Origin of the sequence: Candidatus Cardinium hertigii, assembly GCF_003176915.1 — a bacterium.
Taxonomy (GTDB): Bacteria; Bacteroidota; Bacteroidia; order Cytophagales; family Amoebophilaceae; genus Cardinium; species Cardinium hertigii_A.
On sequence record NZ_CP029619.1, the window covers coordinates 837,968 to 861,433 of the forward strand.

Annotated in this window: 21 protein-coding genes and 1 rRNA gene; 13 read left to right on the forward strand and 9 right to left on the reverse strand. The window is 38.2% G+C overall.

Annotation, left to right across the window (positions count from 1 at the left end):
* Positions 1–50: 50 nt before the first annotated feature.
* Both DK880_RS05465 and DK880_RS05470 read right to left on the reverse strand, forming a co-directional pair.
* Positions 51–503, reverse strand: coding sequence for a transposase (locus DK880_RS05465; protein WP_204082249.1), 453 nt, complete (start codon positions 501–503; stop codon positions 51–53).
* 12 nt (positions 504–515) lie between these two features.
* Positions 516–791 (reverse strand): transposase, encoded by a 276-nt coding sequence (locus tag DK880_RS05470; protein WP_204082250.1) that lies wholly within the window; start codon positions 789–791, stop codon positions 516–518.
* A 466-nt stretch (positions 792–1,257) separates the two neighbouring features.
* Between DK880_RS05470 and DK880_RS03435 the strand changes: the two genes are divergently transcribed.
* The 3 genes from DK880_RS03435 to DK880_RS03445 all read left to right on the forward strand — a co-directional run bounded on the left by DK880_RS03435 (position 1,258) and on the right by DK880_RS03445 (position 4,590).
* A complete protein-coding gene (locus DK880_RS03435) occupies positions 1,258–1,542 on the forward strand; it encodes a hypothetical protein (protein WP_204082251.1) in 285 nt (94 codons plus the stop codon).
* 119 nt (positions 1,543–1,661) lie between these two features.
* Positions 1,662–2,585, forward strand: coding sequence for a hypothetical protein (locus tag DK880_RS03440; protein WP_109997413.1), 924 nt, complete (start codon positions 1,662–1,664; stop codon positions 2,583–2,585).
* Between the two features lie 787 nt (positions 2,586–3,372).
* Entirely contained in the window at positions 3,373–4,590 is a 1,218-nt protein-coding gene (locus DK880_RS03445) for a hypothetical protein (RefSeq protein WP_204082252.1), read from the forward strand.
* 284 nt (positions 4,591–4,874) lie between these two features.
* Here DK880_RS03445 and DK880_RS03450 read toward each other — a convergent pair whose 3' ends face one another.
* Positions 4,875–6,122, reverse strand: a complete 1,248-nt coding sequence (locus tag DK880_RS03450; RefSeq protein WP_109997415.1) for an MFS transporter — start codon at positions 6,120–6,122, stop codon at positions 4,875–4,877.
* Between the two features lie 363 nt (positions 6,123–6,485).
* Here DK880_RS03450 and DK880_RS03455 point away from each other — a divergent pair, with 363 nt between their 5' ends.
* Entirely contained in the window at positions 6,486–8,093 is a 1,608-nt protein-coding gene (locus DK880_RS03455) for an ABC-F family ATP-binding cassette domain-containing protein (protein ID WP_109997416.1), read from the forward strand.
* Positions 8,094–8,140: 47 nt separating this feature from the next.
* Here the strand turns inward: DK880_RS03455 and ung are convergent, their stop codons facing one another.
* A complete protein-coding gene (gene ung, locus DK880_RS03460) occupies positions 8,141–8,803 on the reverse strand; it encodes a uracil-DNA glycosylase (protein WP_109997417.1) in 663 nt (220 codons plus the stop codon).
* A 104-nt stretch (positions 8,804–8,907) separates the two neighbouring features.
* Here ung and rpsF point away from each other — a divergent pair, with 104 nt between their 5' ends.
* From rpsF to rplI, 3 genes are read left to right on the forward strand one after another with little or no spacing between them, the layout of a single operon-like run.
* Entirely contained in the window at positions 8,908–9,249 is a 342-nt protein-coding gene (gene rpsF, locus DK880_RS03465) for a 30S ribosomal protein S6 (protein WP_109997418.1), read from the forward strand.
* A 20-nt stretch (positions 9,250–9,269) separates the two neighbouring features.
* Positions 9,270–9,521 carry a 30S ribosomal protein S18 gene (gene rpsR / locus DK880_RS03470; protein ID WP_109997419.1) on the forward strand — a complete coding sequence of 84 codons (252 nt, stop codon included), beginning with the start codon at positions 9,270–9,272 and terminating at the stop codon, positions 9,519–9,521.
* 18 nt (positions 9,522–9,539) lie between these two features.
* Positions 9,540–9,983, forward strand: a complete 444-nt coding sequence (rplI, locus tag DK880_RS03475) for a 50S ribosomal protein L9 (RefSeq protein ID WP_109997420.1) — start codon at positions 9,540–9,542, stop codon at positions 9,981–9,983.
* A gap of 78 nt (positions 9,984–10,061) precedes the next feature.
* Here the strand turns inward: rplI and DK880_RS03480 are convergent, their stop codons facing one another.
* From DK880_RS03480 to mutL, 4 genes are all read right to left on the reverse strand, one after another.
* Complete coding sequence (locus DK880_RS03480) at positions 10,062–10,280, reverse strand: hypothetical protein (RefSeq protein WP_162534165.1); 219 nt, start codon at positions 10,278–10,280, stop codon at positions 10,062–10,064.
* A complete protein-coding gene (locus DK880_RS03485; RefSeq protein ID WP_162534166.1) occupies positions 10,264–11,562 on the reverse strand; it encodes a UDP-glucose dehydrogenase family protein in 1,299 nt (432 codons plus the stop codon). Before DK880_RS03485 ends, DK880_RS03480 begins: the two co-directional genes overlap by 17 nt.
* A 72-nt stretch (positions 11,563–11,634) precedes the next feature.
* A complete protein-coding gene (locus tag DK880_RS03490) occupies positions 11,635–12,642 on the reverse strand; it encodes a M28 family peptidase (RefSeq protein ID WP_162534167.1) in 1,008 nt (335 codons plus the stop codon).
* A gap of 1,042 nt (positions 12,643–13,684) precedes the next feature.
* Positions 13,685–15,469, reverse strand: a complete 1,785-nt coding sequence (gene mutL / locus DK880_RS03495) for a DNA mismatch repair endonuclease MutL (protein WP_109997424.1) — start codon at positions 15,467–15,469, stop codon at positions 13,685–13,687.
* A 302-nt stretch (positions 15,470–15,771) separates the two neighbouring features.
* On the opposite strand from mutL, the gene mltG reads away from it, so the two are divergent.
* Positions 15,772–16,794, forward strand: a complete 1,023-nt coding sequence (gene mltG / locus DK880_RS03500; RefSeq protein ID WP_162534168.1) for an endolytic transglycosylase MltG — start codon at positions 15,772–15,774, stop codon at positions 16,792–16,794.
* 34 nt (positions 16,795–16,828) lie between these two features.
* On the opposite strand, the gene DK880_RS03505 is transcribed toward mltG, so the two are convergent.
* Positions 16,829–18,313, reverse strand: a complete 1,485-nt coding sequence (locus DK880_RS03505; protein ID WP_109997426.1) for an Npt1/Npt2 family nucleotide transporter — start codon at positions 18,311–18,313, stop codon at positions 16,829–16,831.
* Between the two features lie 519 nt (positions 18,314–18,832).
* On the opposite strand from DK880_RS03505, the gene DK880_RS03510 reads away from it, so the two are divergent.
* The 5 genes from DK880_RS03510 to DK880_RS03530 all read left to right on the forward strand — a co-directional run bounded on the left by DK880_RS03510 (position 18,833) and on the right by DK880_RS03530 (position 23,435).
* Positions 18,833–19,024: a hypothetical protein gene (locus DK880_RS03510; RefSeq protein ID WP_109997427.1), complete on the forward strand. Its 192-nt coding sequence runs from the start codon at positions 18,833–18,835 to the stop codon at positions 19,022–19,024.
* 25 nt (positions 19,025–19,049) lie between these two features.
* Entirely contained in the window at positions 19,050–19,277 is a 228-nt protein-coding gene (locus DK880_RS03515; RefSeq protein ID WP_162534169.1) for a P-loop NTPase family protein, read from the forward strand.
* A 19-nt stretch (positions 19,278–19,296) separates the two neighbouring features.
* Complete coding sequence (locus DK880_RS03520) at positions 19,297–19,626, forward strand: hypothetical protein (protein ID WP_109997429.1); 330 nt, start codon at positions 19,297–19,299, stop codon at positions 19,624–19,626.
* Between the two features lie 145 nt (positions 19,627–19,771).
* A complete protein-coding gene (locus tag DK880_RS03525; RefSeq protein WP_239302509.1) occupies positions 19,772–21,541 on the forward strand; it encodes a M3 family oligoendopeptidase in 1,770 nt (589 codons plus the stop codon).
* A 368-nt stretch (positions 21,542–21,909) separates the two neighbouring features.
* Positions 21,910–23,435, forward strand: a 16S ribosomal RNA gene (locus DK880_RS03530).
* The last annotated feature ends 31 nt before the right edge of the window (positions 23,436–23,466 follow it).

Sequence of the window (23,466 nt, forward strand, 5' to 3'; positions counted from 1 at the left end):
TGTTAAATTTTATTTTCCAATTTAATTAAAAAATGTGCCATAGCCTCACTTCAATTTTGAATAGGCATAGTCCCCTTCCTGGTGATATAATTGATGGTTAAATATAAAGTTTTAAAAATAGCTACCTCATTAGGAAATACTCTTTTATTTTTGGTAACGTTACGCAATTGACTATTTACAGATTCAATAGCATTCGTTGTGTAAATAACGCTACGTATTGCGTTAGGGTATTGTAAAAATAACATCAGATTAGGCCAATTACCATGCCCAGACTTGGCTATTTGCGGGTATTGTTTATGCCATTTGCTAGCAAAAGTTTCTAATGCCATCAAGGCTTCTTCTTCAGTTACTGATGTATAAATTGGCACACCTTTTATTTCCAATTTGTCTATACCTAACGCGACATAGACTGCCTTATGGATGATGCACTTATCTTGTCTAACTTTAACTACAAAACAATCAAAAAAATAGCATAAACCGATTCTAAGGGACGATTTTGCCATATTTGAACATCTTCAATAGCAAAGTACTGTGATGTTACTTATGAGACTTTCACTAACATTTGCTCCATATAGCTCTTGTATTCGGATCTGAATATCTGATAGGCGCATGCCTTTAGCGTATAAAGATAAGATCTTATCATCCAAACCAGGAATTTTTGTTTGACGCTTGGGTAATAAAACAGGTTCAAAAGTGGACGCTCTATCTCTGAGAACCTCAACTGATATAACCCCATTATCAATAATAACTTCCTTGCTAGATAAGGCCATTACGTATATTTTCTGAATCATTACGTGCATACTTGTTATAACCTAAATGGTTACCCATTTCTGATTGTAAGGCTTTTTCTACAAGACGCTTGCTTACTTGTTTAAGTAAGTCGCCTGGATCAAAAAGGGTGGATAGGTCTACGCCCGAGCCTATCAGTATATCTATTATTGCCTTGCTTATCCCGTCTTTAGGTGTATCTTTTTTTGCATTGATTTAAATGTTAAAGTGTAAATAAATATTATAAAGACTAAAAAATATTTACACACTTAAAACGAAAGACCTTTTAGTAGTTGTTTAGTATAAGCTTAATTACAATTTATTTTGACCTTTTCTTAAATGTTTCTGTTTTACATGTTAAAAAGTATATAAATAATTTGTATTTGATAGTAGAATTGGATATACTAGCCATATGGTTTCACACTGTTTGTATGTTATCCTTAGCTATGTTTTTAACATTTGCTATTCCATAAGCTATTAGTACAGGATTTGGGTGCGCATAATTGTTCCCCACAATCGAAATTTCGTGCAATAATAGAAAAACATGGAAAAAATAGATCAAGACGCATCGAGAAATTCCGAGAGCTAGGGGTAGCCTTTTTAGATCATAAGGATATTGAAAATAATGAGGTTGCAGCTTCATTCTGTGATGAAAAAATAAAGCTAGGCATGCATCTGATAAGTGTGGGTGGGGAGTTTTTACATGTAGCGAACTATGAAGAAGTAATGCAAATTTTTAATAATTACCTTATGAAACTACCCCTAAAAAAGTGAAAAAAGCTACTTTTTATAGGTATTGGTTAAGGCGTGTAGGTTGGTACAATGGATTGAAGTTACGTTTTTCTTTTTAATGAACTTTAGGGAATGTGTGCTGGATATAAATAGTAAAAAAGATGATAAAAAATATGTGGAGATGTTTATTTTATTTTTTGGTAGCGGTAGCTATTAGTTGTGGTAAATACAATGGTCAATTAGGAATGAAATCCAGGGAAAAAACAGCGTTAAAAGTAACAGCAGTAGCAAAAAACGCAGCAGAGGAACTACCCAATCAACCAAAGAAGAAAAAGAAGAGTAAAAGAAAAAGCCAACCTAAAGATACATGGTGGGATAGATGGATTAATTTTTGTAGGTTTTTTTTTCCTATAATTCTCCTCACAGATTCAGTGCAAGCGCAATGTCCTATTAAATCTTGTGGTCTATTTAAAGGATATGGAAATGAAGGAACAGTTATTTCCCCCTTTACATTGCGCGTAAACGATAGTTTAAACAAAAATTACGTTGAGCAGCTTTTGGTAAATTATAGGAAAACTATGTATGATACGGTTAATTTTTGGTCGTATCCAGAAGAAATACGCGAAGAGGCATGTCATTTGTTTTCGGATAGAGACGTAGATATAACTCATACTGTTGATACTAGTAATGGGACGCAAGCAAAAGACACAACAAAGTGTTTCAATTATTCCCAAGAGTTAAAGCAGCTTTTTAAGCATACGATAAATGACATTCTAGACAAAAGAAATCTATGGGACCTTCATTATGAGAAAGCCGAGAGTAAGCCTAGGAAAAAACCAAACGAGTGTAGATTGCGAATTTCGAGGATAGGTAATAATGGTAAGTTGCTCAGCCTTTATCCTGCTTTGGTGGAGAAGAAGAAGCGTGATAATGTATCGGAAGGCTATACATGGGATGTCCATACATGGAGAGAAAACAAAATTAGAGGTAAAACCGATTTTCGTTCTTTCGATCTCCGTAAAAAATTGGATGACGGTAAGATTCGTGGACAGTATTACTATTCTCCACAAAATTTAATGCAATAATAAAAAAATATGGAGATGATAGATCAAGACGCATCAAGAAATTCCGAGAGCTAGGAGTAGCCTCTTTAAATCATAAAAATATTGGAGATGAGTGGAATATGGGTTCATACTGTGATGATGATATAAATCTAGGCATGCATCTGATAAGTGTAGGTGGGGAGTTTTTACATGTAGCGAACTATGAAGAAGCAATGCAAATTTTTAATAATTACCTTACGAAACTACCCCTAAAAGAGTGAAAAAAGTTACTTTTTGTAGGTATTGGTTAAGGCGTGTAGTTGGTACAATAGATTGAAATTACGTTTTCTTTTTAATGAACTGTAGGGAATGTGTGCTGGATATAAATAGTAAAAAAGCTGATAAAAATGTGGCGATGTCTGTTATTGTATTTTTTGGTAGCGGTAAGTTATTAGTTGTGGGAAACATAATGGTCAATGAGGCATGCAATCCAAGGAAAAAACAGCGTTACTATCCTCCCAAGTTTGGATAGCTATTTTACCCTAACAATATTGCCCAGAATGGGGTCGTTAGTCTTATAACATCAAAAATCAAACCTAATAAGCATAGAAAAAAATATCTATCGATCTATTACAACGGTCTCGAATTGTATTTGATAGTAGAATTAGCTATACTAACTATATAGTTTTCATACTGTTTGTGTGTATGCTATCTATAGTTAGCGTGTGTTTTTAGCAGTTGCTATGCCGTAAAATATCTTGCTCCAGGTTTGGGCCTCTGTAGGTTTGCTATAGTTTTTGCTATTCAGTTTAATATAATTATTACTAAAATGAAAATGATACAAACCAATATCCCTTTGTTTATACTTGGCACGTATGCCAAGCGATTTATCAAACAACCCATAACAATAAGTGTTTTCTTGCTTGTTTTATGGAGTTGTCAGCGACATAATGCAAGCATGGAAAAAGAGCTTAAAACGTTTTCATGCGAACAAGAAATGCAAAAGCTAAATCTCACCACGGTGGAAAATCAGCCAATAATGGATGATATAGAAAAAGAGAGCAATACAGAATGCGCATTAATGAAACGTTTAGAGAGGATAGTAGATTTAATGCCATTGCTTCCAGAAGCAAGAACGCGATGGGAAAACAGATTCAGAAACGCTGCAGCAGTTGGTACGGGATTAGCAGCGATAGGCGTAACAACAGCTATTGCCTATTGGACTTACCTATGGTATACACAAGAGGGAGAACACGCTGATAGCCAACTTAACAAAATACCAGCATGCTTTAATCAGTTTCATCATATTTTTGGTAAGTATAGGCATGGTTTGGAGTCTTATGTTAAAGAGCAAAGAGATAAAATTTATAATCAGCCAAGCAATGCCGATACACGACCAGCCATGTTACAAGAAATTGAAAGTGCTTATTTAAAATATTCAGACCAAGAAGCGGACCTGATGATTTGCTTTGATGCTGCTATTCGTACGTCTTATGATACAAGCTGGATGACACCACTTTATTATTTTTCTGCCATATCTGGTGTAGCAGCACTGGGCTGTTTCGTAGGAAAAGAATTTTTTGGAAAGTCTAGTATTGAAAACCAGCAAAATCGTGAGTTAATAGCGTTAAAAGAGCGTACAGTAGAAGCGTATAAACGGGTAGAGAAAGCATTGATAGAAGGTCAGCGGATTAGTGCAATAGGCTTATTGCACGATGAAGCGAGGAAAAGCCTAACGGAATTCTTTGCTCAAGCATCTGATGTCCTAGGCTATTTGGTAGATCGTAAGCAATATGCTTTATTAATCAAATTAAGAGATCCAATACATCGCTTAGCAGAAGCGTGTGAAGACCGTGCAACAACCATTTCGGGAAGTAGAGCCCATCACAAAGTTTTAGAAGCATGTTCTTCCCATATGGAGAAAACGTGTGATAAGATAGACTCAAAAATACTTCTAATGCAAACAATAATCAAGTATTCCCCGCTTACTTATAATGAAGCTGTCGGTGTAAGTTTAGCGTCCACTTCTCGTGAGGAATCCCTGTAGTTGGTAGGTATAAGGAAGATACAAGGGAAATTTTTTAAACAAGCAAGAAAAAGCTTGCGTGTAATGTGTTTCATACAATCGATTGTAAATAAAATAAGCTATTTGCTTCTATACTTCCGATTATATTTTTATAGGTATAGTAAATTATGTTTTGTTACCTTTTATAGTCCAACCCTATAGCGTAATATAAAACCATGCTTGAAGCCGTTACAATAGAAAATAGCAAAGATTTTGCTATACACTTAGTCGCATTTGTACCCCCTTTAGGCTATGTCACTTTAGCTTTAATTACGCTTACGCATTTCTATGTATAAGCGTAGCCGACTGATAATATCGTAGGCCAATACAATAGCGCTATTGGTGTAGATAAGCGGAAATAACGTACAGTTGGTTTTAACCATTGCTGCGCATATCATGCAAGCACTACTTGACATAAGCATAGAGCCAATGGTATGCCCCAGACTTATGGACCTATTTCGTTCATTTACAGGGAACGCTTGAATAATGATGCCATGTATTAAGGCAACAAATGGCGCCACACAGCTAGCTAATAATAACGAAGTTATTAAAGCCATAGAGGTTATTTGTTGGATAATAGCAATGCCCAACCCTATACTCGTTAAAATAACCCCCCACATGCTAACTTTGAATACGATAGCGTAATCCAATTTATCAGCTAAAATGCCAGAAATGAGCATACCAACCGCAAAACAAATGAATACCCCTGTAGTATGATAGCTTGCTATAGGATCCGAAATGTGCGGCAATACCTTAGATAAAAATTTTGGCATAAATAGGATGCTTATTTGATAAGCAACAGAAGATCCACCAGTTATACAAATAACCTTCCCAATGGTACGCCACTGCCCTTTAAGGAGATCTATTAAAGGATAGGTTATAGCTTGATCTTTTTTGGCTTTTTGAAAATCAGGTGTTTCATCAATTCTTTTTTGGTAGTAAAGTGTAATCAATGCCAGCGGTAAGCTGAATAAAAATGGGCAACGCCACCCCCACACTGGAAAACAAGGTAAGCTGCATATATGAACCATGCCTAAAGCAAACAATAGGCCCATTACGCAGGTACAACGGGCTAATGCAGAAGCAGTAGCTTTGTATTTTTCGCCCATATGCTCTATGACATAAATAGCTGCGCTATCATACCCCCCAGCAAAAAAAATACCTTGAACGAATTTACATAGTGTTAGCATAACAGGACTCCATATACCCATAGCAGTATAGGAAGGCAATAGGCCCATCAGCATGGTGGGAAAGAAAATCCCTATCGTGGTAATGTTTAATGCGATTTTACGGCCATATACATCTCCTATTTTACCAAATAACAATGCGCCTATGGGCTTGGCTATATAAGGTACTGCATAAATGGCCCAAAAATGAAGCATATGATTTCCATTAGTAGGAAAGAAATGTTGCATAATCTTAGAAGCTGCATGAATGTATAAGCTAAAATCGTAATACTCTACTATTATGCCCAAAAACGCCCCAATAAAACGTCTTCTTGGTAGTTCATGCATATACTTTACTGTTATTTGTATTTTTTATGTTTGCTAACGGAGGACGGATGTTGCGCTATAGTGCTGTAAGTATAAAGGCTGCCCCTTGGAAACAAAAGTTATTGCCATATAAATTGCGTACCTTACCCGTTGCGCTTATAAATATACATATATATATGGTCAAGTTAACGGTTTAATAGTAGAAAATTACGTAAACTTGTAAGATATGAACGGTTGCTTTGTTGGTACCAACGCTATGTTATAGCAAGGGAAGTTATGCTGGTAGGTTATGCACGTTGGCTAGGTAGTGGTAGTGGTATATACAGCTGTTTGTGCTCGTATATTGTCTTTAAAGCAGTGTAGTTAGTAAACTATAAAATTTTCATGATTGCAATTAATAACCTTTCCTATCGTTTAGGTAAACGTGTTTTGTATGATGATGCTGTTCTTCAAATTAAACCAAAAGATAAAATTGGCTTAATAGGTCCTAATGGCGCTGGGAAGTCCACATTGTTAAAAATTATTACAGGTAGCCTTATGCCCGATAGCGGTAGCGTTACAAAAAACAAAGAATGTACTATTGGGTTTTTAAATCAGGATTTACTGTCTTATCAATCTGAAGATAGTATCCGCCATGTTGCTATGGAAGCTTTTAAGGAAGCATTGATGATCCAAAAAAAGATAGAAACCCTATGCCAACAAATGGAAACAGCTTATTCAGATAATTTGCTAACAGATTTATCCCGTTTACAGGAAAATTTTGAGCGAATAGGTGGGTATGATATGCAATCTAGGGCAGAAGCCATGCTAGAGGGGATGGGTTTTGTTACCAAAGAATTAGATCGCCCGATTGCCACCTTCTCAGGAGGTTGGCGCATGCGGGTCTTATTTGCCAAACTACTTTTGCAGCAGCCTTCTTTATTGATTTTGGATGAACCTACCAATCACTTAGATGTAGTATCTATTAAATGGGTGGAAACCTATTTGAGCAATTATGAGCGTGCCCTGCTAGTGGTTTCTCATGATAGAAGTTTTTTGGATAGCGTTGCAACTAAAATCGTGGAAATAGAGGATAAGAAATGCATGGTATACGTAGGTAACTACAGTGATTATGAGCTACATAAAGAAGAAAGAAAGGAATCATTGCAAAGAGCTTATGCTAATCAGCAAAAGCAGTTGAAACATGCGCAGGAGTTTATAGATCGTTTTAGATCGAAAGCAAGTAAAGCTAAGCTGGTACAGTCGAGAATTAAGACGCTGGATAAAGTGGAAAAAATAGAAATTCCAACGGAACGTCGTAAAACGGTAAAATTTAATTTTACCATTAAACAGAACCCCAGTAAAATTATTGCTGTAATCGAGCATATCCATAAATCTTATGGTAGTGTAGAAGTTTTAAAAGATGCGGCCATTCAAATCGATCGAGGAGATAAAATTGCCTTAATTGGGGCAAATGGACGTGGTAAGACAACTTTGTTACGCATTATAGCCGGTTATGAAACAGCTGAAAAACAAAAAAGGAATTTTGGTAACCAAGTTGATATGTCTTTTTATGCACAGCATCAATTGGATTCGCTAAACATGTCGCATACCATTTTGGAAGAGTTAAGCCAATGCAATGGTGCGGATGCGGAACGTACCGAGCAAGAGCTGCGTGCTATGGCAGGTATGTTTCTTTTTACTAAGGATGATATATTTAAGAAAATAAACGTGCTTTCTGGTGGAGAGAAAGCACGGGTTGCTTTAGCCAAGGTATTACTCTCTCAAGCTAACTGTTTACTACTGGATGAACCTACTAACCATTTGGATATCGCTTCTATAGATAGCTTAGGGCAAGCATTGCAACAATATGCAGGTAGCTATTTATTTGTATCGCATGATCGTAATTTTATTCGCAAAGCAGCTAATAAAATTTGGTACATTGAGCACAAGAAAGTAAAAGTATTTCTTGGTGGTTATGACTCATTCCAAGAGCAAGTTACGCTAGCTTAATGCTGTGGAATAGGGGCCCTTTATACTAAGCGGGAGGCGCCTACTATTTACCATTGAATGGCCGTTTGTTCTGTTGCTTGTAAGTAAGCATTGGCTTTACTAAAGTGGTTCTTTCCGAAAAACCCTTTATGGGCAGCTAATGGAGAAGGGTGTGCTGATTGTAATATAAGATGTTTTTGGTTATCGATTAGAACTTCCTTCTTTCGAGCAAAATTTCCCCATAGCATGAATACTACATTTGTTTTGTGTTGAGCAATGGTTTTTATGACTGCATCTGTAAATACCTCCCACCCTTGCTTTTGGTGTGACCCTGCTTGACAGGCAGATACAGTTAAGGTAGCATTTAACAGTAGTACCCCTTGCTTAGCCCACCTATCTAATGAACCAGATGCAGGTAGTGGCGTGCCTATGTCTGATCGTAGCTCTATAAAAATATTATGTAAGGAAGGAGGAAAGGCTACCCCTGTAGGAACCGAAAAAGCTAACCCATCTGCTTGCCCTGCCCCATGATAGGGATCTTGCCCTAGAATGACTACCTTTGTTTTAGTAAAGGAGGATAGCTCAAAAGCTCTGAATATATTTTGGGCGCTTGGATAGATAGTGAAATGGCTATAAGCATTTCTTATATAGTTGATTAGCTTAATAAAATAGGGTTGCGTAAACTCCCCTGTAAGCATTTCTTTCCATGATGGTTCTATACGTACGTTCATCGGATGCATATACATTATGCTTTAATTTATAAAAAATTTGACAATGTCATTTACATTTTGTAAATTCAAGCACATGGGCTGAAAAAAAATTGGTTTTGCGATTTATGGAATTAAAACATTACGAAACAATATTTATACTGTCTCCGCTACTTTCTAGCAAGCAAATAAAAGTTTCCGTAGATAAGTATAGAGACTTTTTAATAGCGCATCATGCTAGCATCATTTATGAAGAAGCGATTGGTTTAAAGCCGTTGGCTTATCCAATAGCACATAAAAAAAGCGGTGTCTATCATCTAATAGAATTTGCGAGCCCCCCTGAGTTGGTTAAAGAGTTGGAGGTTACGTATGCGCGGGATGAGGAGGTATTGCGTTTTTTGACTTTTGCATTGGATAAACATGCAGTGGAGCATAATGCTAAGAGGAGATCGACAGAATCTGCTGGATAAAGAAACTAAAAAATAGTTTTATGACTTTAGTAAATGAATCAATCCAAAAAAGGGTTGTAACAAAGAAATTTTGTCGTTTTAAGCGTTATGGCATTAAATACGTCGATTATAAATGTGTAGAATTTTTAATGAAATTTCTTAATGAGCGAGGAGAAATATTGCCCAGGCGTATTACAGGTAATAGCTTAAAGTATCAAAAAAAAGTAGCTTGTGCCGTGAAACGTGCCAGGCAGCTTGCCTTGCTTCCTTATGTAGCGGATAATTTAAAGTAGATTTTGAAAGGTTAAAGGATGGAAATAATACTTAAAAGTGCATACAAAGCATTGGGGAAGAAGGGGGATATAGTTACTGTTAAGCCTGGCTATGGAAGAAATTATCTTATTCCGCAGGGTATTGCTGTGGTAGCCAATGAAACCAATAGGAAGGTTGCAGCAGAGGATGCGAGGCAAGCAGCTAGTAGAACCTTAAAGCGAAAAACGGATGCGCAGGCAATGGCTGCATACCTAACTACCATTAAGGTTGTCCTACGTGCTAAGGTAGGGGAGGGTGGTTATATATTTGGTGCTATTACACCGCTACAAATCGCGCAAGCACTCAAAGAAAAAAATGTTATGGTAGATTATACCAATATAAAACTGCCTGCGGCTATCAAGCAATTGGGCAGCTACCAAGCAACCTTGACCTTGCATGAAATGGTTACCTATACGCTGCATTTTGATGTGGTAGCTGCTTAATACGCTATACCTGCTAGCTGGAAAGGCTTTGGGCTTCTAATAGTGCGTAGAAGAGAATAATCTTCTTTAGCAACTCTTTTACAGCATCATTTTTTGTTTTTGTTTTTGTTTTTTATGATGCGAACTACGAGAAGCCCTTTTGCTTACTATACAACATACCTCTTTTGCATGTAAGGTCTGCCCTTCTGTTTTATTCCTATTAGGTCCCCTTCCCTTCTTTGTATGCGTATATAGGAAGTAGGGTGATCCTCCCCCCCCTTCTGTTAACCTATACATAAATTCAGATATCCCTACCAAGACAATAATAGCTAAATCCTTGTTGCTGTATCAAATTTTTATTTAAGATATTCCTTAAGTCAATAATAATATTTGATTTTAACATTCCTTTAGTTTTAATTTTTTCAAAATCTATGTTTTGAAACATATCCCATTCTGTTGCAATAATCAACGCTTCAGCTTCGCAGAGCGTTTCCTCTGGATTGCTAAAAAATTTGATGGATCCCTTCTCGTTATAGGTTAGCAAATCATATTTAGTTTTTGGATCATAGCCATGTATAATGGCCTTTTGTGCAAGCAATAATTCTATGATAGATAAAGATGGGCTTCCTCTCGTATCGTCTGTATCTGCTTTAAAGGTAAGTCCATACAAGGCTATGATCTTATTTTTGATGCCTCCTAGGATAGCTGTTATTCGGTTGACTATATAGGTAAACCTGTGATTATTTGCTGTTATAACGGCTGGTAAAATATGCGATGCTATACCATATTGATGAAAGCTCCTGCTTAAGGATCGGATATCCTTAGGTAGACAGGAACCACCAAATCCAGGTCCTCCTTTTAAGTAAGCTTCCCCAATTCTTTTATCTAAGCCAATCCCTAAAGAAAGGGCACCTAGGTCAGCTTTGGTCTGTACACAAAGGTCTGATAGTTCATTCAACAATGCTATTTTATTAGCTAAAAAAGCATTGGAGGCCTGTTTAATCAGTTCAGCAGTAGTAGGGTCTGTTAGCAGGAAAGGAATCTTTTTGTTTAGCAAAGGTTGGTAGAGTTTGGTTAGAATAGCTGTACAATGGGTATTATCTGCTCCTATAACAATTCTATCGGGATTTAAAAAATCATATAGCGCATTCCCCTCTCTAAGAAATTCTGGATTGGATACTACAGCATGGCATACATTTTTTTCTCTTAAATAATGGACTATCTTTCTGCTAGTGCCTACTGGGACAGTCGATTTAATTAGGAAAAGCGCCCCGTTGGGCACAAAGGCAATGATGCTATCGATTGCAGCGTATAGTGGTGTGAGGTCTATCGTTCCATCCTGGGAAGCAGGAGTTCCGACCGTTAAAAAGAAAATACGATCATGCCTTCTATAGTGCGTACCGAAATGCAGTAACTTTTTAGCATATAAATAATTTATTTTTTTCTGTACGTTTTTTTCATAAAGCGGACAAGGTCCATTTAATAAATCCGCTATTTTTTGAGCATCTATGTCTACACCATGTACAGTATGCCCTAATATTGCTAAGCCTACTGCCGTAATAAGGCCCACATACCCTATTCCTACAACCGTAATATACACTTTATATATTGATTATGAATTATTATCATGGTATAATTGGTATAATGGATGGTGCTTATAAGCTATTTTTTATCAATCGAGGATCCCTACTAAATTTTTAGTCATATCGAACAGATTTTGAACTAGTTTGGTGAATGTTTCATAATTTACGGTGTCACTGACATCTGTTGCCTTATGGTAATTCGGATTTCTAAGGCTTGCGGTATCTGTAATCATAATGGCTTCATAACCTTGTAACCAGAAAGATTTATGATCAGATCTTCCTATATCGGGTACCAGCCATTCAGGGACATAAAGATTTTGTATAGGGAAAGAAGGCCCTCCTTGACGATTGCAAGCTTTGCTACAGTCTTTTAAAAAGGATCTAGAATGCCAGTTGCTAACAAAATGTATATTGTTTGCAACATCAGAGAATCCTAATATTCTTTTAAAAAGGAAAGGAAAAATTGGAAACTGTTGACTACCCGGTTCATCAGAGAAATAGCCTATACTTTCCAGTGCAATCATTTTGATAGTTTCATTTTTCTTCTTAGCCTTAGTTGCATAATCCACACTGCCCATGTTAGGACCAAAACTTGCTTGCGTGTCTTGATCTTTACTGTAATCGCATTCTTCATTGGGAAAAAAAACCAGTTTTAAAGTTGAAACGTTTTCCCCTTGATACTTAGTCATATGACGCGCAATTTCTAAGAGTGCTGCCACGCCAGAGCCATTGTCATCTGCCCCAGGTGAATATTTTACTGTATCATAATGTGCTCCAATAAGTATAATTTCCTTAGTTGGATCGGTTCCCTCCATTACTACTTCTATATTGCGCATGATGAAATTTTCTCCATTATAGTTAGCTTCGTATGTATGCTCGGAAGGTGTTAAACCCATTTCTTTTAATGTATTACATATATAATCAGCTGCTTGGTCTAGCTTCTGATAATTAGCTTGATTTTCTATATTACGTATGCCAATCGTATCTGATAAATAAGCAATATGTTGCTTAAGACGTACTAGTAAATCAGCTGTATCAATTGATTTAACAGAATCTTCTACGTCAGTGGAAGTATTGGATATATTTTGAGCTGTCATATTATTAACTGGCACATAATGTTTAGTAGGAATTTTAGTTTGTAGCTGTTGGGATGTACAACAATATAAAGAACTATATACACAGAAAAATAAATAAATGTTTTTAAAGCACATAAAATAATAATGTTTAATTTAATAGGAATTTTAGTTTGTAGCTGCTATGATATACAACAATACAGCGAAGTTAAATATACAAAAATAAAAATGTTTTTACTATACATAACATATGTACAGTAGGTTGCTTTAAATTTTTTACAAAGCGTTAACGGGAACTTTCAGCATATAGCTGTACAAAAACCACTGATGCTATGAAAAAGGATCGATAGCATAGCCATAATAAAGATAAATGAGTAGTTGCTTATATTCTGATAATGTGATTAAATTAACAGCATAAGTGGAATTTTATAGCTTTGTATAAACAAGCAAAAAGCATAACTTAAGTTGTATTGTAATTATTATCTGATAGTGCTTCTAGTATAGTAATTTACCAAATTCTTTTGTAGTAAAATTAGCTGCTTCTCGTTGGTTTGCTATCTAAGTTTTCTGGGGAAGTAACATTATATGATCGGAATGTCTCCTAAAGGTTTCTTTTTGTTGGATGATGGCGCAGTATGTTTACTCCAATGCTACTGCATGATGGCAGATTTCCTTTTCCTGCTGCTATAAGCTAACCATTTGTTTCTCCTGAAAGCTGGGTTGATCCAACGATATGGCTAACTGTTCATTCTCCTTGTGTATTTTAAGCAACCATACTTTTTACTCCATACATACTATAGCTGTTTTTTGTTTGTAGCACAATTTGCTATTTGCTGATAGCTGCTAGCATGAATAGGCTCCTATAGAGGTGGTAGGGCGGCTATGGTAATGTTTATGGAGATAACAAATCTATATTATTGTTGTTCAGTGTTATGTATAAATCTCTCTTTCACATAACTATAGCATTATAGCTGACTGATTTGGCTGTTTGTTAAGCAACATACCAGCCTAAATAGGCATAGCTTATGCAAGCTAAGCGCTTATGCTACGCTGATAAGCGAACTGACTATTTTAATAAATCTACCAAAGTAGTCTTTGGAAGAACGCTACATATTTTTTGTCCATCTGGTGTATACATTGTATTGCTAGAGGCGAATAGCTGCGCTAATAGGGCCTCTATTTCTATTGCGTTAAGCGTGGTGCCATGCACTATGCTAGCCTTTTTGGCCAATGCCCTTATAAAACGTTCTGAAGGCGTAAGTACTAACTTGCTATTATGCCACTTAAATTGTTCTATTAATCCTTCCAGTAAAGGTTTAGGGGCATAGTGGCTTAATTCAATGGGGAACCCATAGATAATAATAGTAGCCTCTCCGAATGCTTCCATAACAAAACCCAATGTACGCATAATGGAAGCATGCTCTAATAGGATAACATGATCTACAGGGTTAAAAGTGAGATGCTCTGGTATAAGCAGTTGTTGAGACGCCCCATTTTTATGCTGAAAATAGCTGCTAAACTTGTCATATAAAATGCGCTCATGTGCAGCTTGCTGATCAATTAAAAGTGCACCAGACTGTAATTGCGTAATAAGGTAACTTCCGTATAATTGTAGGGTCTGTCCTGTTACAGAAGCAAGCGGGTCTCTGGTTGGGTTAGCGTTTGTTGCCTCTTCGGGATCTTTAAATAAAGTTTGCCAATTTGCTGTTGCTAAGGGAGATTTCTCCACATGATTTACTTTAAATTGTGCATATTGTTTTTCCCTTTCTAAAGACGTGAAAGGCGTTTTAATTTCTATGGGATGTGTTAAAGGCAATAACGTGTTGTTTACATTTTGCTCAAAATCTAAAGCATCCCCTATGGGATAGTTCGCTAAGCTTTTTCTTACTACAGCTTGTAATATAGCATAAAAAGTGGATTCATCTTGGCATTTAATTTCTGTTTTGGTAGGATGGACATTTACGTCAATAAGCTGAGGATTTATGCGCAGATAAATGGCATAAAAAGGAAAACTATCAGCTGGTAACCATCTATCGTAGGCCGTTCTAATCGCATGATTTAAAGAAGGGCTTTTTATAAATCTTTGATTAATAAATAAAAATTGTTCCCCCCTGGTTTTTTTTGCTTCTTCTGGTTTTCCTATGTATCCTTCTACGGTTACAATATCAGTAACTTCCTTACAAGGTAAGAGTTGTTTTTTATAGTTTTCGCCTAATAAATGTACAATTCTATGGCTTACCTTTTCTGCGGATAGTTTATAGATTTCTTTTTCATTATGGTAGAGTATAAAGCTGATATCTGATCTAGCCAGCGCAGCGCGCTGCACCTCCTCTAAGATATGTTTAAGCTCTATTAAATTTGATTTTAAGAATTTTCTTCGGGCAGGTACATTATAAAATAAATTTTTAACGCTTACTTTTGTGCCAGGAGCGGTAGCAATAGGGGTTTGCTTTTTTATTTGGGAAGCCTCTATAATGATTTGTGTCCCGACGGGTGCATCATGTAAACGTGTTTGCAATTCTACTTGAGCTATAGCTGCCATAGAGGCCATTGCTTCACCTCTAAAACCCATGGTCTGGATTTGATGTAGATCATCTATGGTGCTAATTTTAGAGGTGGCATGTTTCTCAAAGCACATTTGTGCATCTGTAGCACCCATGCCTACCCCATCATCTATAACCTGGATAAGCTGTTTACCCGCTTCTTTTATAACGATTGTAATCGTTTTACTAGCTGCATCTATGGCATTATCCAGTAATTCTTTGACAACAGAGGCAGGCCGTTGTATCACCTCTCCTGCTGCTATTTGGTTGACTAATAAATCGGATAAAAGGCGTATCTTATTGTGCATAAAACAAACTAAGGGGCTATTCCTATTCTTTTATACAATATAGTTTTTGATTTTTAATTTCTTGGCGTTTTTTCTCTTGTTTAGGCAAAATAAAGCTAGAAAAAGGGACACGTTTACGTTCAGGATAATTTTTGATGTGTTAGCCTAATAATGATAGGCTCAGCTGTATTCTATAAGAGAATGAAAAGCATTCAGGGAGAAAAATGGCTTAGGGTTTGGAAGGCATTAACCATAGCTGTAGTGACAGATAGTGTCAAACGTTTCAATTTAATTAAAAATAGTAAGGGATGTTAGGTTTTAGTGTGCGAAACATATTTCAGTGGATAGTAGGGGGAGGGAGTATAGTTGGGATGTTTTTATATAGCGTGTGCCATAAGCCCAATGTTTGTTTAGATCGTTCAGAGCGTTTGCTTCTTGTTAAGCGAGGGGTTACGCTTGAGCAGCTTGCGCTACAATTAAAACAAGAGGGGTATATTCAGCGGGTAACTACTTTTTTGTGGACAGCTTATCTATTGCGCTATAATCCTCAAAAATCAGCTGGCCACTATCGTTTGACCCATTGTATGAGCAATTGGGAGGCCATTAAGCAATTGCGGGCATCTATGCAGCATCCCGTGAAGGTTGCTTTTGCTACTGCTGATGGCATTCCCTCTTTGGTAGAGCAATTGGTTAAACGTACGGGTCTATCACAAAAAAGATTATTGGATCTACTCCATAATCCGCAGTATGTAGCACGTTATGGCTTCTCTACAGAGAATGTATTAACCATGTTTATCCCTGCTACTTACGAAGTATACTGGACCATTACCGAAGAGCAGCTATTATCCAAAATACATGCGCACTATACCTGTTTTTGGAACAAACAACGGCTCCATAAAGCAGCCAACATGTCATTAACACCCATTGCTGTCTCCATTTTAGCTTCCATTGTACAATCGGAAACAAATGATTTACAGGAAGCGAGCATCATTACAGGGGTCTACCTAAATAGGATCAGGCGCAAGATGCCTATACAGGCCTGCCCTACAGTTGCGTATGCTTTAAAAAAACAGCTACCTACTGTTCAAAGAATATTAGAGAAAGATATTGTGATAGATTCTCCTTATAACTCTTACCGCAGCATAGGACTCCCCCCAGGACCCATTACTTTACCTAGCGTAGCTATGATTGATGCAGTGCTCAATTATGTGCAGCATGATTATCTTTTTTTCTCTGCCAGAGAAGACTTTTCTGGTTTGCATTATTTTACTACTTCCTTTGCAGCGCATGTTAAAAATGCCAATAAATATAGAAAAGCACTAGATGCATTGAAAATCATGCGCTAATAGCAGGCTTCTATATGGGTTCCCCAACGGTTTGTTATGTTTCTGTAGAGGAAGGCATCTGTTTATCAATGGTGCCAATAGCTTTATACCAACAGATAGTGGTTGTGCATAAGAAAATGAATAGTATACCTGAAAGAGGTTGAATGCTGTTGGTATGAAAAAATTCTAATAAAGCAATTTGAATCCAAGCCGATCCTGCTTTCCCCAAGCGAGAACCTAATAGATCTACAATTGCTTTCCCTTTAATTTTAGCTTCTGGATCAAGTGGTATATAAGCCATTTGAGTTGTTTTATCAAAAAAAGCATATTTTGTAGCCTTAGCTATTACCATATGAATGGCGCCTAAAGTAGCGATGTATAAGATGAGTTGTTTAGACGTTAACCAATCGCTTAAAAAAGGAAAATGATACCGCCCGTAGCTCATTAAAAAAAAGAAGCAGCCTATTGCGCCGATCAGTAAGGGAGCGATTCGTGCCGTTATCTTCCATCCAAATTTGCGTAGAATACCACCACTTAAGAAAAACGAAAAGCAGCATGCTGTAACTCCTGTCCAGAAGCTTATAGAAGCATAAAAGTTTTGATAATCTGATTCTTTTGGGAATGCTTCTTTGAGATAAGCTTTACAGGTTCCCTCTACTATATTCATAGAGAGCCCACAAGCCACTGTGGCAAGCGCTATGCTTGCTAAGTATTTAGAAGTAGCTACATGCTTAAGACTTTGCCAGAGCGTTAGTTGCAACTTTTTCCTAGGAAGCTGTATGCTGTCTGTGGATAGCGTATGGCCTAATGTGTGATTAGCCAACCCGTAAATTAAAAGGATAGCCAGACAAAAAACAGCAACATAGCCTATTAATGCTTGTATGGTAAGTAAAAAATCATGGTTGCTGTACTTGTTGGTGTAGGTATTGATCAGGGGTGCTGATACAAGCAATGCCACATCTCCTGCTGTAATTAAGAGTGCATACAAACGCTTTGCTTCTTGCAGCGTACATACGCTGTTTACAAAACTCCAATAAAGCAGCATCAGCACTATTTGCCCCCATAATTCTGCTATAACAAAAAAAACTACATGTATCCAATAGCGAAATACAGCAACCCAATGTAGCTGTTTTCCGCCGGTATAGTGCTGTAGCCAATCTGCCGCAGCATCTGGTGTTAGCCTGTCCGCGTTAGGGTATAAGACAAAGCCATACAGAAGGATCAATAGTAGAAAAAAGGATACCGTTCCATAAAAGAGTGTGGACGGTTTCAGGCGATTGAATAGAGCCGCATACAATACCAAAACGGCGATGGAAAGTGGGAAAACAATAGCTCCTTTTATAATTGGAATAATTTCAGCAGCAGAATGATGAGCGGTAACTAGCTTGGTATCTTTGAGTGTGGCTAGTAAGGAGTAAACGAGAGAGATAAGAAATTTTAAGAGAATCAGTAGGGAGACTTTTTTTCTTTCTCTTTTTTTTATGGGAAAAACAAGCTGTAACCATCTTATAGCTCTTGGTGAAACTATGCCTTTAGTCATATGTGATCTTTTATTGGTATACTTTCCCAACAAGTTTAATAAAAATTAAGCATATATTCTATACTTGAGGATTGTCTTTATTCATTCTTAGTATTAATTAGGTGAAATGAAAATAATTTGATAAAACTGTACAGGTAATTGGGTTTCGTTTTTGTTATTTATAGCATAGACTTAGTCATACTTGCATTAAAAGATCAAGATAGGAAGCTAGTTTGACTTAGGCTGTAAAGCTTTAGCCTCAAGTGGTGTTTTAGGTACATTGCATAAATACGCTCTTCCCTCCAGGGAAGTTAGCGGGCATTATTTTCACTGAGCTTAGTATTTTAATTAATGGAAAGACGCGAAAAAAAGCTTATACAGAATCTTGGCCTCTCAATGTTCGCTCCTGGTCTTATTTAGGAAACCATGCGGGGAAGCGCTTAGCCAGCTATAGGCTTTTTGTAGAACATAAGGCTGCTTTTCACGATGCCTTGTATGGAGTTGGGTCAATGAGATGTTTTCTTTTCTATTGCCATTTTAGTGGAAGAAACAGCTGCCAAGGGAGCTGCGCATGCCTATGCTTTTACTAAGTTGCTAGCGCCTAAGCAGGGTACAAAGCCAGATTTAGCACTTACAGCCATGTGGAATCCTATGGAATCTACTGTAGCAGTGGGCAATGACATTACCATGGATGTGGACGGCGTGAAAACGATTGTTTTAACAGATCCCTAACCCCCTTTAGCAGCATCAATACCTATTGACATTACCTGATGATATTGCCGCAGGGAAGTCGTTGTTTATGGCAGAGGTTGCCCGCTTTCAGGATCATTTAAATAGATTAAAGCAATTGAAGCAGGATGCGTATAGCTTTAGTATTTTTAATGAGCCCTTTAGTGGAACGAACCCAACCGAAGCTGCTGCAGCAGAGTGTTCCGTATTGCATGCCATTGCGAGCTATCAGAATACGTTACATATCATATCATAGCTACATTACCATTGGTGTCATGCTTTTAGAGACAAAAGAGCCAACCAAAGGCTTTAAGAACTACAAGGTCTTTATTACGAAAGATGCAGGAGAGCACATTAACTATAGCTATAAAGTTGTTCCGGGAGCGTCTACACAAGCCATTGCCATAGATATCTTAGAATCGGAAGGCTACTTCTCTGATAGGTTAAAGCAAGCCAGAGATATTATAGATAACCCAGATAAATATAAGAGAAGTTTTACAGAGCATACAAAATCAACTAAAAAGCCAGTTCCTAAGCAACAGCATAGGAAGCCTGCACAATACATACCCAACAGCTTTTGTAAACGTTTTTGGGTGAAGGTATAGTGCTAGCTAGTAGTGATCCCATTAAGCAATAGTAAAAAAGTTGTATAAAAGGGCGGAAGGTAAAAGGATAGCCTCATCCGTTTATTGTGCTCCCGTTATGGGCCATTTTAGGGCAATAGAAGGAAGCGTATTGGGTGAATAAGTAATGTTACTTAATTTGTTATATGTAACCATAAAAATAGCACTAATTACAACTACCATGATTATACAAAAATACAAGCGTACTTTTTTGCCATCTGATTTTAAGTTAACAGATTGGTCTTCTGTTCAGCCCTTTTATGATCAGCTATTAGCCAGAGATATTCATTCAGTGGAGCAGCTAAAGGCATTGTTAACCGATTGGAGTGAACTAGAAGGTATGTTGGAAGAAGATGCTGGATGGCGCTATATTCATGCTTCCCGAGATACAACTGATCCAAAGGCAAAAGAAAATTATGAATATTATGTTACAGCTATACTTCCTCACTTAGAACCTGTTACTAATGAGCTACAGAAAAAAGTGCTAGCTGCAAAGGATCTCTCCTCTTTACGTCAAGAAAGTGCGTTTGATATTCTTGTAAAGAAAATTGAAAATAATATACGTTGCTATAGAGAAGAAAACATAACTATACAAACTGATATTCAATTAAATAAGCAAAAATTTGCAATTATTTCATCCGCCATGACAGTAGAGATAGCAGGTAAAGAGACTACTTTACAGCAGGCCGCTACGCATTTAGAGGATTTGGATCGATCCTTTCGGAAGGAAGTATATGATAAAATACAGCAGCGTAGAATGCAAGATAAAGATAAGTTAAATGAGCTCTATTCAACTTTAATTCGACAGCGGCATCAGCTAGCGTTAAATGCAGGTTTTGAAAATTTTAGGGAGTATGCTTTTGTTGCTATGCATCGTTTTGATTATACCCCACAAGATTGCTTTACTTTTCACGAAGCCGTTCGGGAAGCCATCGTTCCATTATTGAACGAGCTAGCGGCAGATCGGAAAAAAACGTTAGGGTTGGCACAGCTACAGCCCTTTGATCATGCAGTGGATAGAGCAGGGAGGGCACCCTTACGTCCTTTTGCTGATGCAGCTGAATTGATTGCTAAAGCTATTAAGGTATTTGAATCATTAGATCCTTGTGTAGCCAGCTGTTTGCGTACCATGCAGCAGATGGGGCATCTCGATCTAGATTCACGCAAAGGAAAAGCGCCTGGTGGTTACAATTATCCCTTAGATGAAACCGCTGTCCCATTTATTTTCATGAATGCCACTGCTACATTGCAGGACATGCTGACCCTATTCCATGAAGTAGGTCATGCGGTGCATTCGTTTGAAACACATATATTGCCTTTAAATGCTTTTAAACATTGCCCCTCTGAAATTGCAGAGCTGGCTTCCATGTCTATGGAGCTACTTACCATGCCCTACTGGTCCGTTTTTTTCCCTAATCAGGAAGATTTGCATCGGGCACAAAAGGAACATTTGATGCATGTTATGAGTTGTTTGCCCTGGATAGCTGCCATTGATGCTTTTCAGCATTGGGTATATACGCATCCTTATCATACCGTAGAGGAAAGAGCCCAGAATTGGGATCGCATCTTTTCTAGCTTTTCGGATACTATTACGGATTGGACAGGTTATGAAGAAGCAAAAGCCCATCTGTGGCAAAAGCAGCTCCATCTCTTTGAAGTTCCTTTTTATTATATTGAGTATGCTATCGCACAGCTTGGCGCTATTGGTGTATGGAAAAACGCACAAGCTAATCCTAAGCAAGCGTTGGCAGATTACTTAAATGCTTTAAAATTAGGATATACGCGTTCCATAGCCAAGGTATACCAAACAGCAGCTACCCGTTTTGATTTTAGTAGGGAGCATATTCATTCCCTAGCACAATTTGTGCGTAAAGCTTGGAATGACCTTACGGTATAGCATACAGAGCGTACGCATGCCCTGTGAAACAGTGGTGTAGGTGCAGGAGTGGCGCCGAGTGTATAGGCCGCGCTTCCCTAACTTACGATGGTCTGGGAGGGGCATCCTAAAAAAATAGCAAACGCTTGTTGTAGTTTTAAAAAAATTAGCTATATTTGTTTTAGTGGTCGATGAAAGAAACAGCTAGTTGTTGGCAAACAGGTTAGTTGTGGAAAATAGATCATACAGTTCTTTGAAATAGTGAAATAGATGTAGGTAAGGAAGCTTATTAATTATGTACTAGTTACGTATTAGTAGGCAGAGGGGAGTTGTGCGACTCGAAAAATCATTCCTGCTGGATATACAGTAGGGATAACGTTAATAACTATAGAAAGAAGAGTTTGATCCTGGCTCAGGATGAACGCTAGCGGCAGGCCTCATACATGCAAGTCGAGGGGCAGCGGGGCACTTCGGTGCTGCCGGCGACCGGCGGACGGGTGCGTAATGCGTATGCAATCTACCTTACACTGGGGTATAGCTTCCGGAAACGGGAATTAATCCCCCATATTATCTTCTCAGCGCATGCTGGTAAGATGAAAGCTCCGGCGGTGTAAGATGAGCATGCGTCCTATTAGCTAGTTGGTAGGGTAACGGCCTACCAAGGCAAAGATGGGTAGGGGTTCTTAGTGGAAGGTCCCCCACACTGGCACTGAGATACGGGCCAGACTCCTACGGGAGGCAGCAGTAGGGAATATTGGTCAATGGGCGCAAGCCTGAACCAGCCATGCCGCGTGCAGGACGAAGGCTTTCTGAGTTGTAAACTGCTTTTGTACAGGAACAAAAAAGCCTCTGCGGAGGTTCTTGAGGGTACTGTAAGAATAAGCACCGGCTAATTCCGTGCCAGCAGCCGCGGTAAGACGGAAGGTGCAAGCGTTATCCGGTTTTATTGGGTTTAAAGGGTGCGTAGGCGGTTTATTAAGTCAGTTGTGAAATCTTAGTGCTTAACGCTAAAACTGCAATTGATACTGATAGACTTGAGTTAAGAAGAGGTAAGTAGAATTTATGGTGTAGTAGTGAAATGCTTAGATATCATAAGGAATACCAATGGCGTAGGCAGCTTACTGGTCTTTAACTGACGCTGAGGCACGAAAGCGTGGGGAGCAAACAGGATTAGATACCCTGGTAGTCCACGCCGTAAACGATGATCACTCGATATACGCGATACAATCGTGTGTGTCCAAGCGAAAGCGTTAAGTGATCCACCTGGGGAGTATACCCGCAAGGGTGAAACTCAAAGGAATTGACGGGGGTCCGCACAAGCGGTGGAGTATGTTGTTTAATTCGTTAATCCGCGAGGAACCTTACCTGGGCTAGAATGTATTTTGCCATCCCTAGAAATAGGGAGTTCCGAAAGGACGGAATACAAGGTGCTGCATGGCTGTCGTCAGCTCGTGCCGTGAGGTGTTGGGTTAAGTCCTATAACGAGCGCAACCCTTTTACTTAATTGCCAGCACGTAATGGTGGGGACTTTAAGTAGACTGCCCGTGCAAGCGGGAGGAAGGAGAGGACGAGGTCAAGTCATCATGGCCTTTATGCCCAGGGCTACAAACGTACTACAATGGCATGTACAAAGGGAAGCTACTTGGCAACAAGATGCAAATCTCCAAAGCATGTCTCAGTTCGGATTGGGGTCTGCAATTCGACCTCATGAAGTTGGAATCGCTAGTAATCGCGTATCAGCAACGGCGCGGTGAATACGTTCTCGGACCTTGTACACACCGCCCATCAAGCCATGGGAGTTGGTAGAACTTAAAGACAGTGGCCGTAAAAGGAGCTGTTTAGAGTTAGACCAGCGACTGGGGCTAAGTTGTAACAAGGTAGCCGTACCGGAAGGTGTGGCTGGAACACCTCCTTTATAGAGTGTGTAGTGCCGCTCTCCCCTTACC

Bases quoted from the DNA above. Each gene is read 5' to 3' on its own strand.
- DK880_RS05465 (WP_204082249.1), bottom strand. From the start codon at position 503: ATGGCAAAATCGTCCCTTAGAATCGGTTTATGCTATTTTTTTGATTGT.
- DK880_RS05470 (WP_204082250.1), bottom strand. From the start codon at position 791: ATGATTCAGAAAATATACGTAATGGCCTTATCTAGCAAGGAAGTTATT.
- DK880_RS03440 (WP_109997413.1), top strand. From the start codon at position 1,662: ATGATAAAAAATATGTGGAGATGTTTATTTTATTTTTTGGTAGCGGTA.
- DK880_RS03445 (WP_204082252.1), top strand. From the start codon at position 3,373: ATGAAAATGATACAAACCAATATCCCTTTGTTTATACTTGGCACGTAT.
- DK880_RS03450 (WP_109997415.1), bottom strand. From the start codon at position 6,122: ATGCATGAACTACCAAGAAGACGTTTTATTGGGGCGTTTTTGGGCATA.
- DK880_RS03455 (WP_109997416.1), top strand. From the start codon at position 6,486: ATGATTGCAATTAATAACCTTTCCTATCGTTTAGGTAAACGTGTTTTG.
- ung (WP_109997417.1), bottom strand. From the start codon at position 8,803: ATGAACGTACGTATAGAACCATCATGGAAAGAAATGCTTACAGGGGAG.
- rpsF (WP_109997418.1), top strand. From the start codon at position 8,908: ATGGAATTAAAACATTACGAAACAATATTTATACTGTCTCCGCTACTT.
- rpsR (WP_109997419.1), top strand. From the start codon at position 9,270: ATGACTTTAGTAAATGAATCAATCCAAAAAAGGGTTGTAACAAAGAAA.
- rplI (WP_109997420.1), top strand. From the start codon at position 9,540: ATGGAAATAATACTTAAAAGTGCATACAAAGCATTGGGGAAGAAGGGG.
- DK880_RS03490 (WP_162534167.1), bottom strand. From the start codon at position 12,642: ATGACAGCTCAAAATATATCCAATACTTCCACTGACGTAGAAGATTCT.
- mutL (WP_109997424.1), bottom strand. From the start codon at position 15,469: ATGCACAATAAGATACGCCTTTTATCCGATTTATTAGTCAACCAAATA.
- DK880_RS03505 (WP_109997426.1), bottom strand. From the start codon at position 18,313: ATGACTAAAGGCATAGTTTCACCAAGAGCTATAAGATGGTTACAGCTT.
- DK880_RS03520 (WP_109997429.1), top strand. From the start codon at position 19,297: ATGCTTTTAGAGACAAAAGAGCCAACCAAAGGCTTTAAGAACTACAAG.
- DK880_RS03525 (WP_239302509.1), top strand. From the start codon at position 19,772: ATGTTACTTAATTTGTTATATGTAACCATAAAAATAGCACTAATTACA.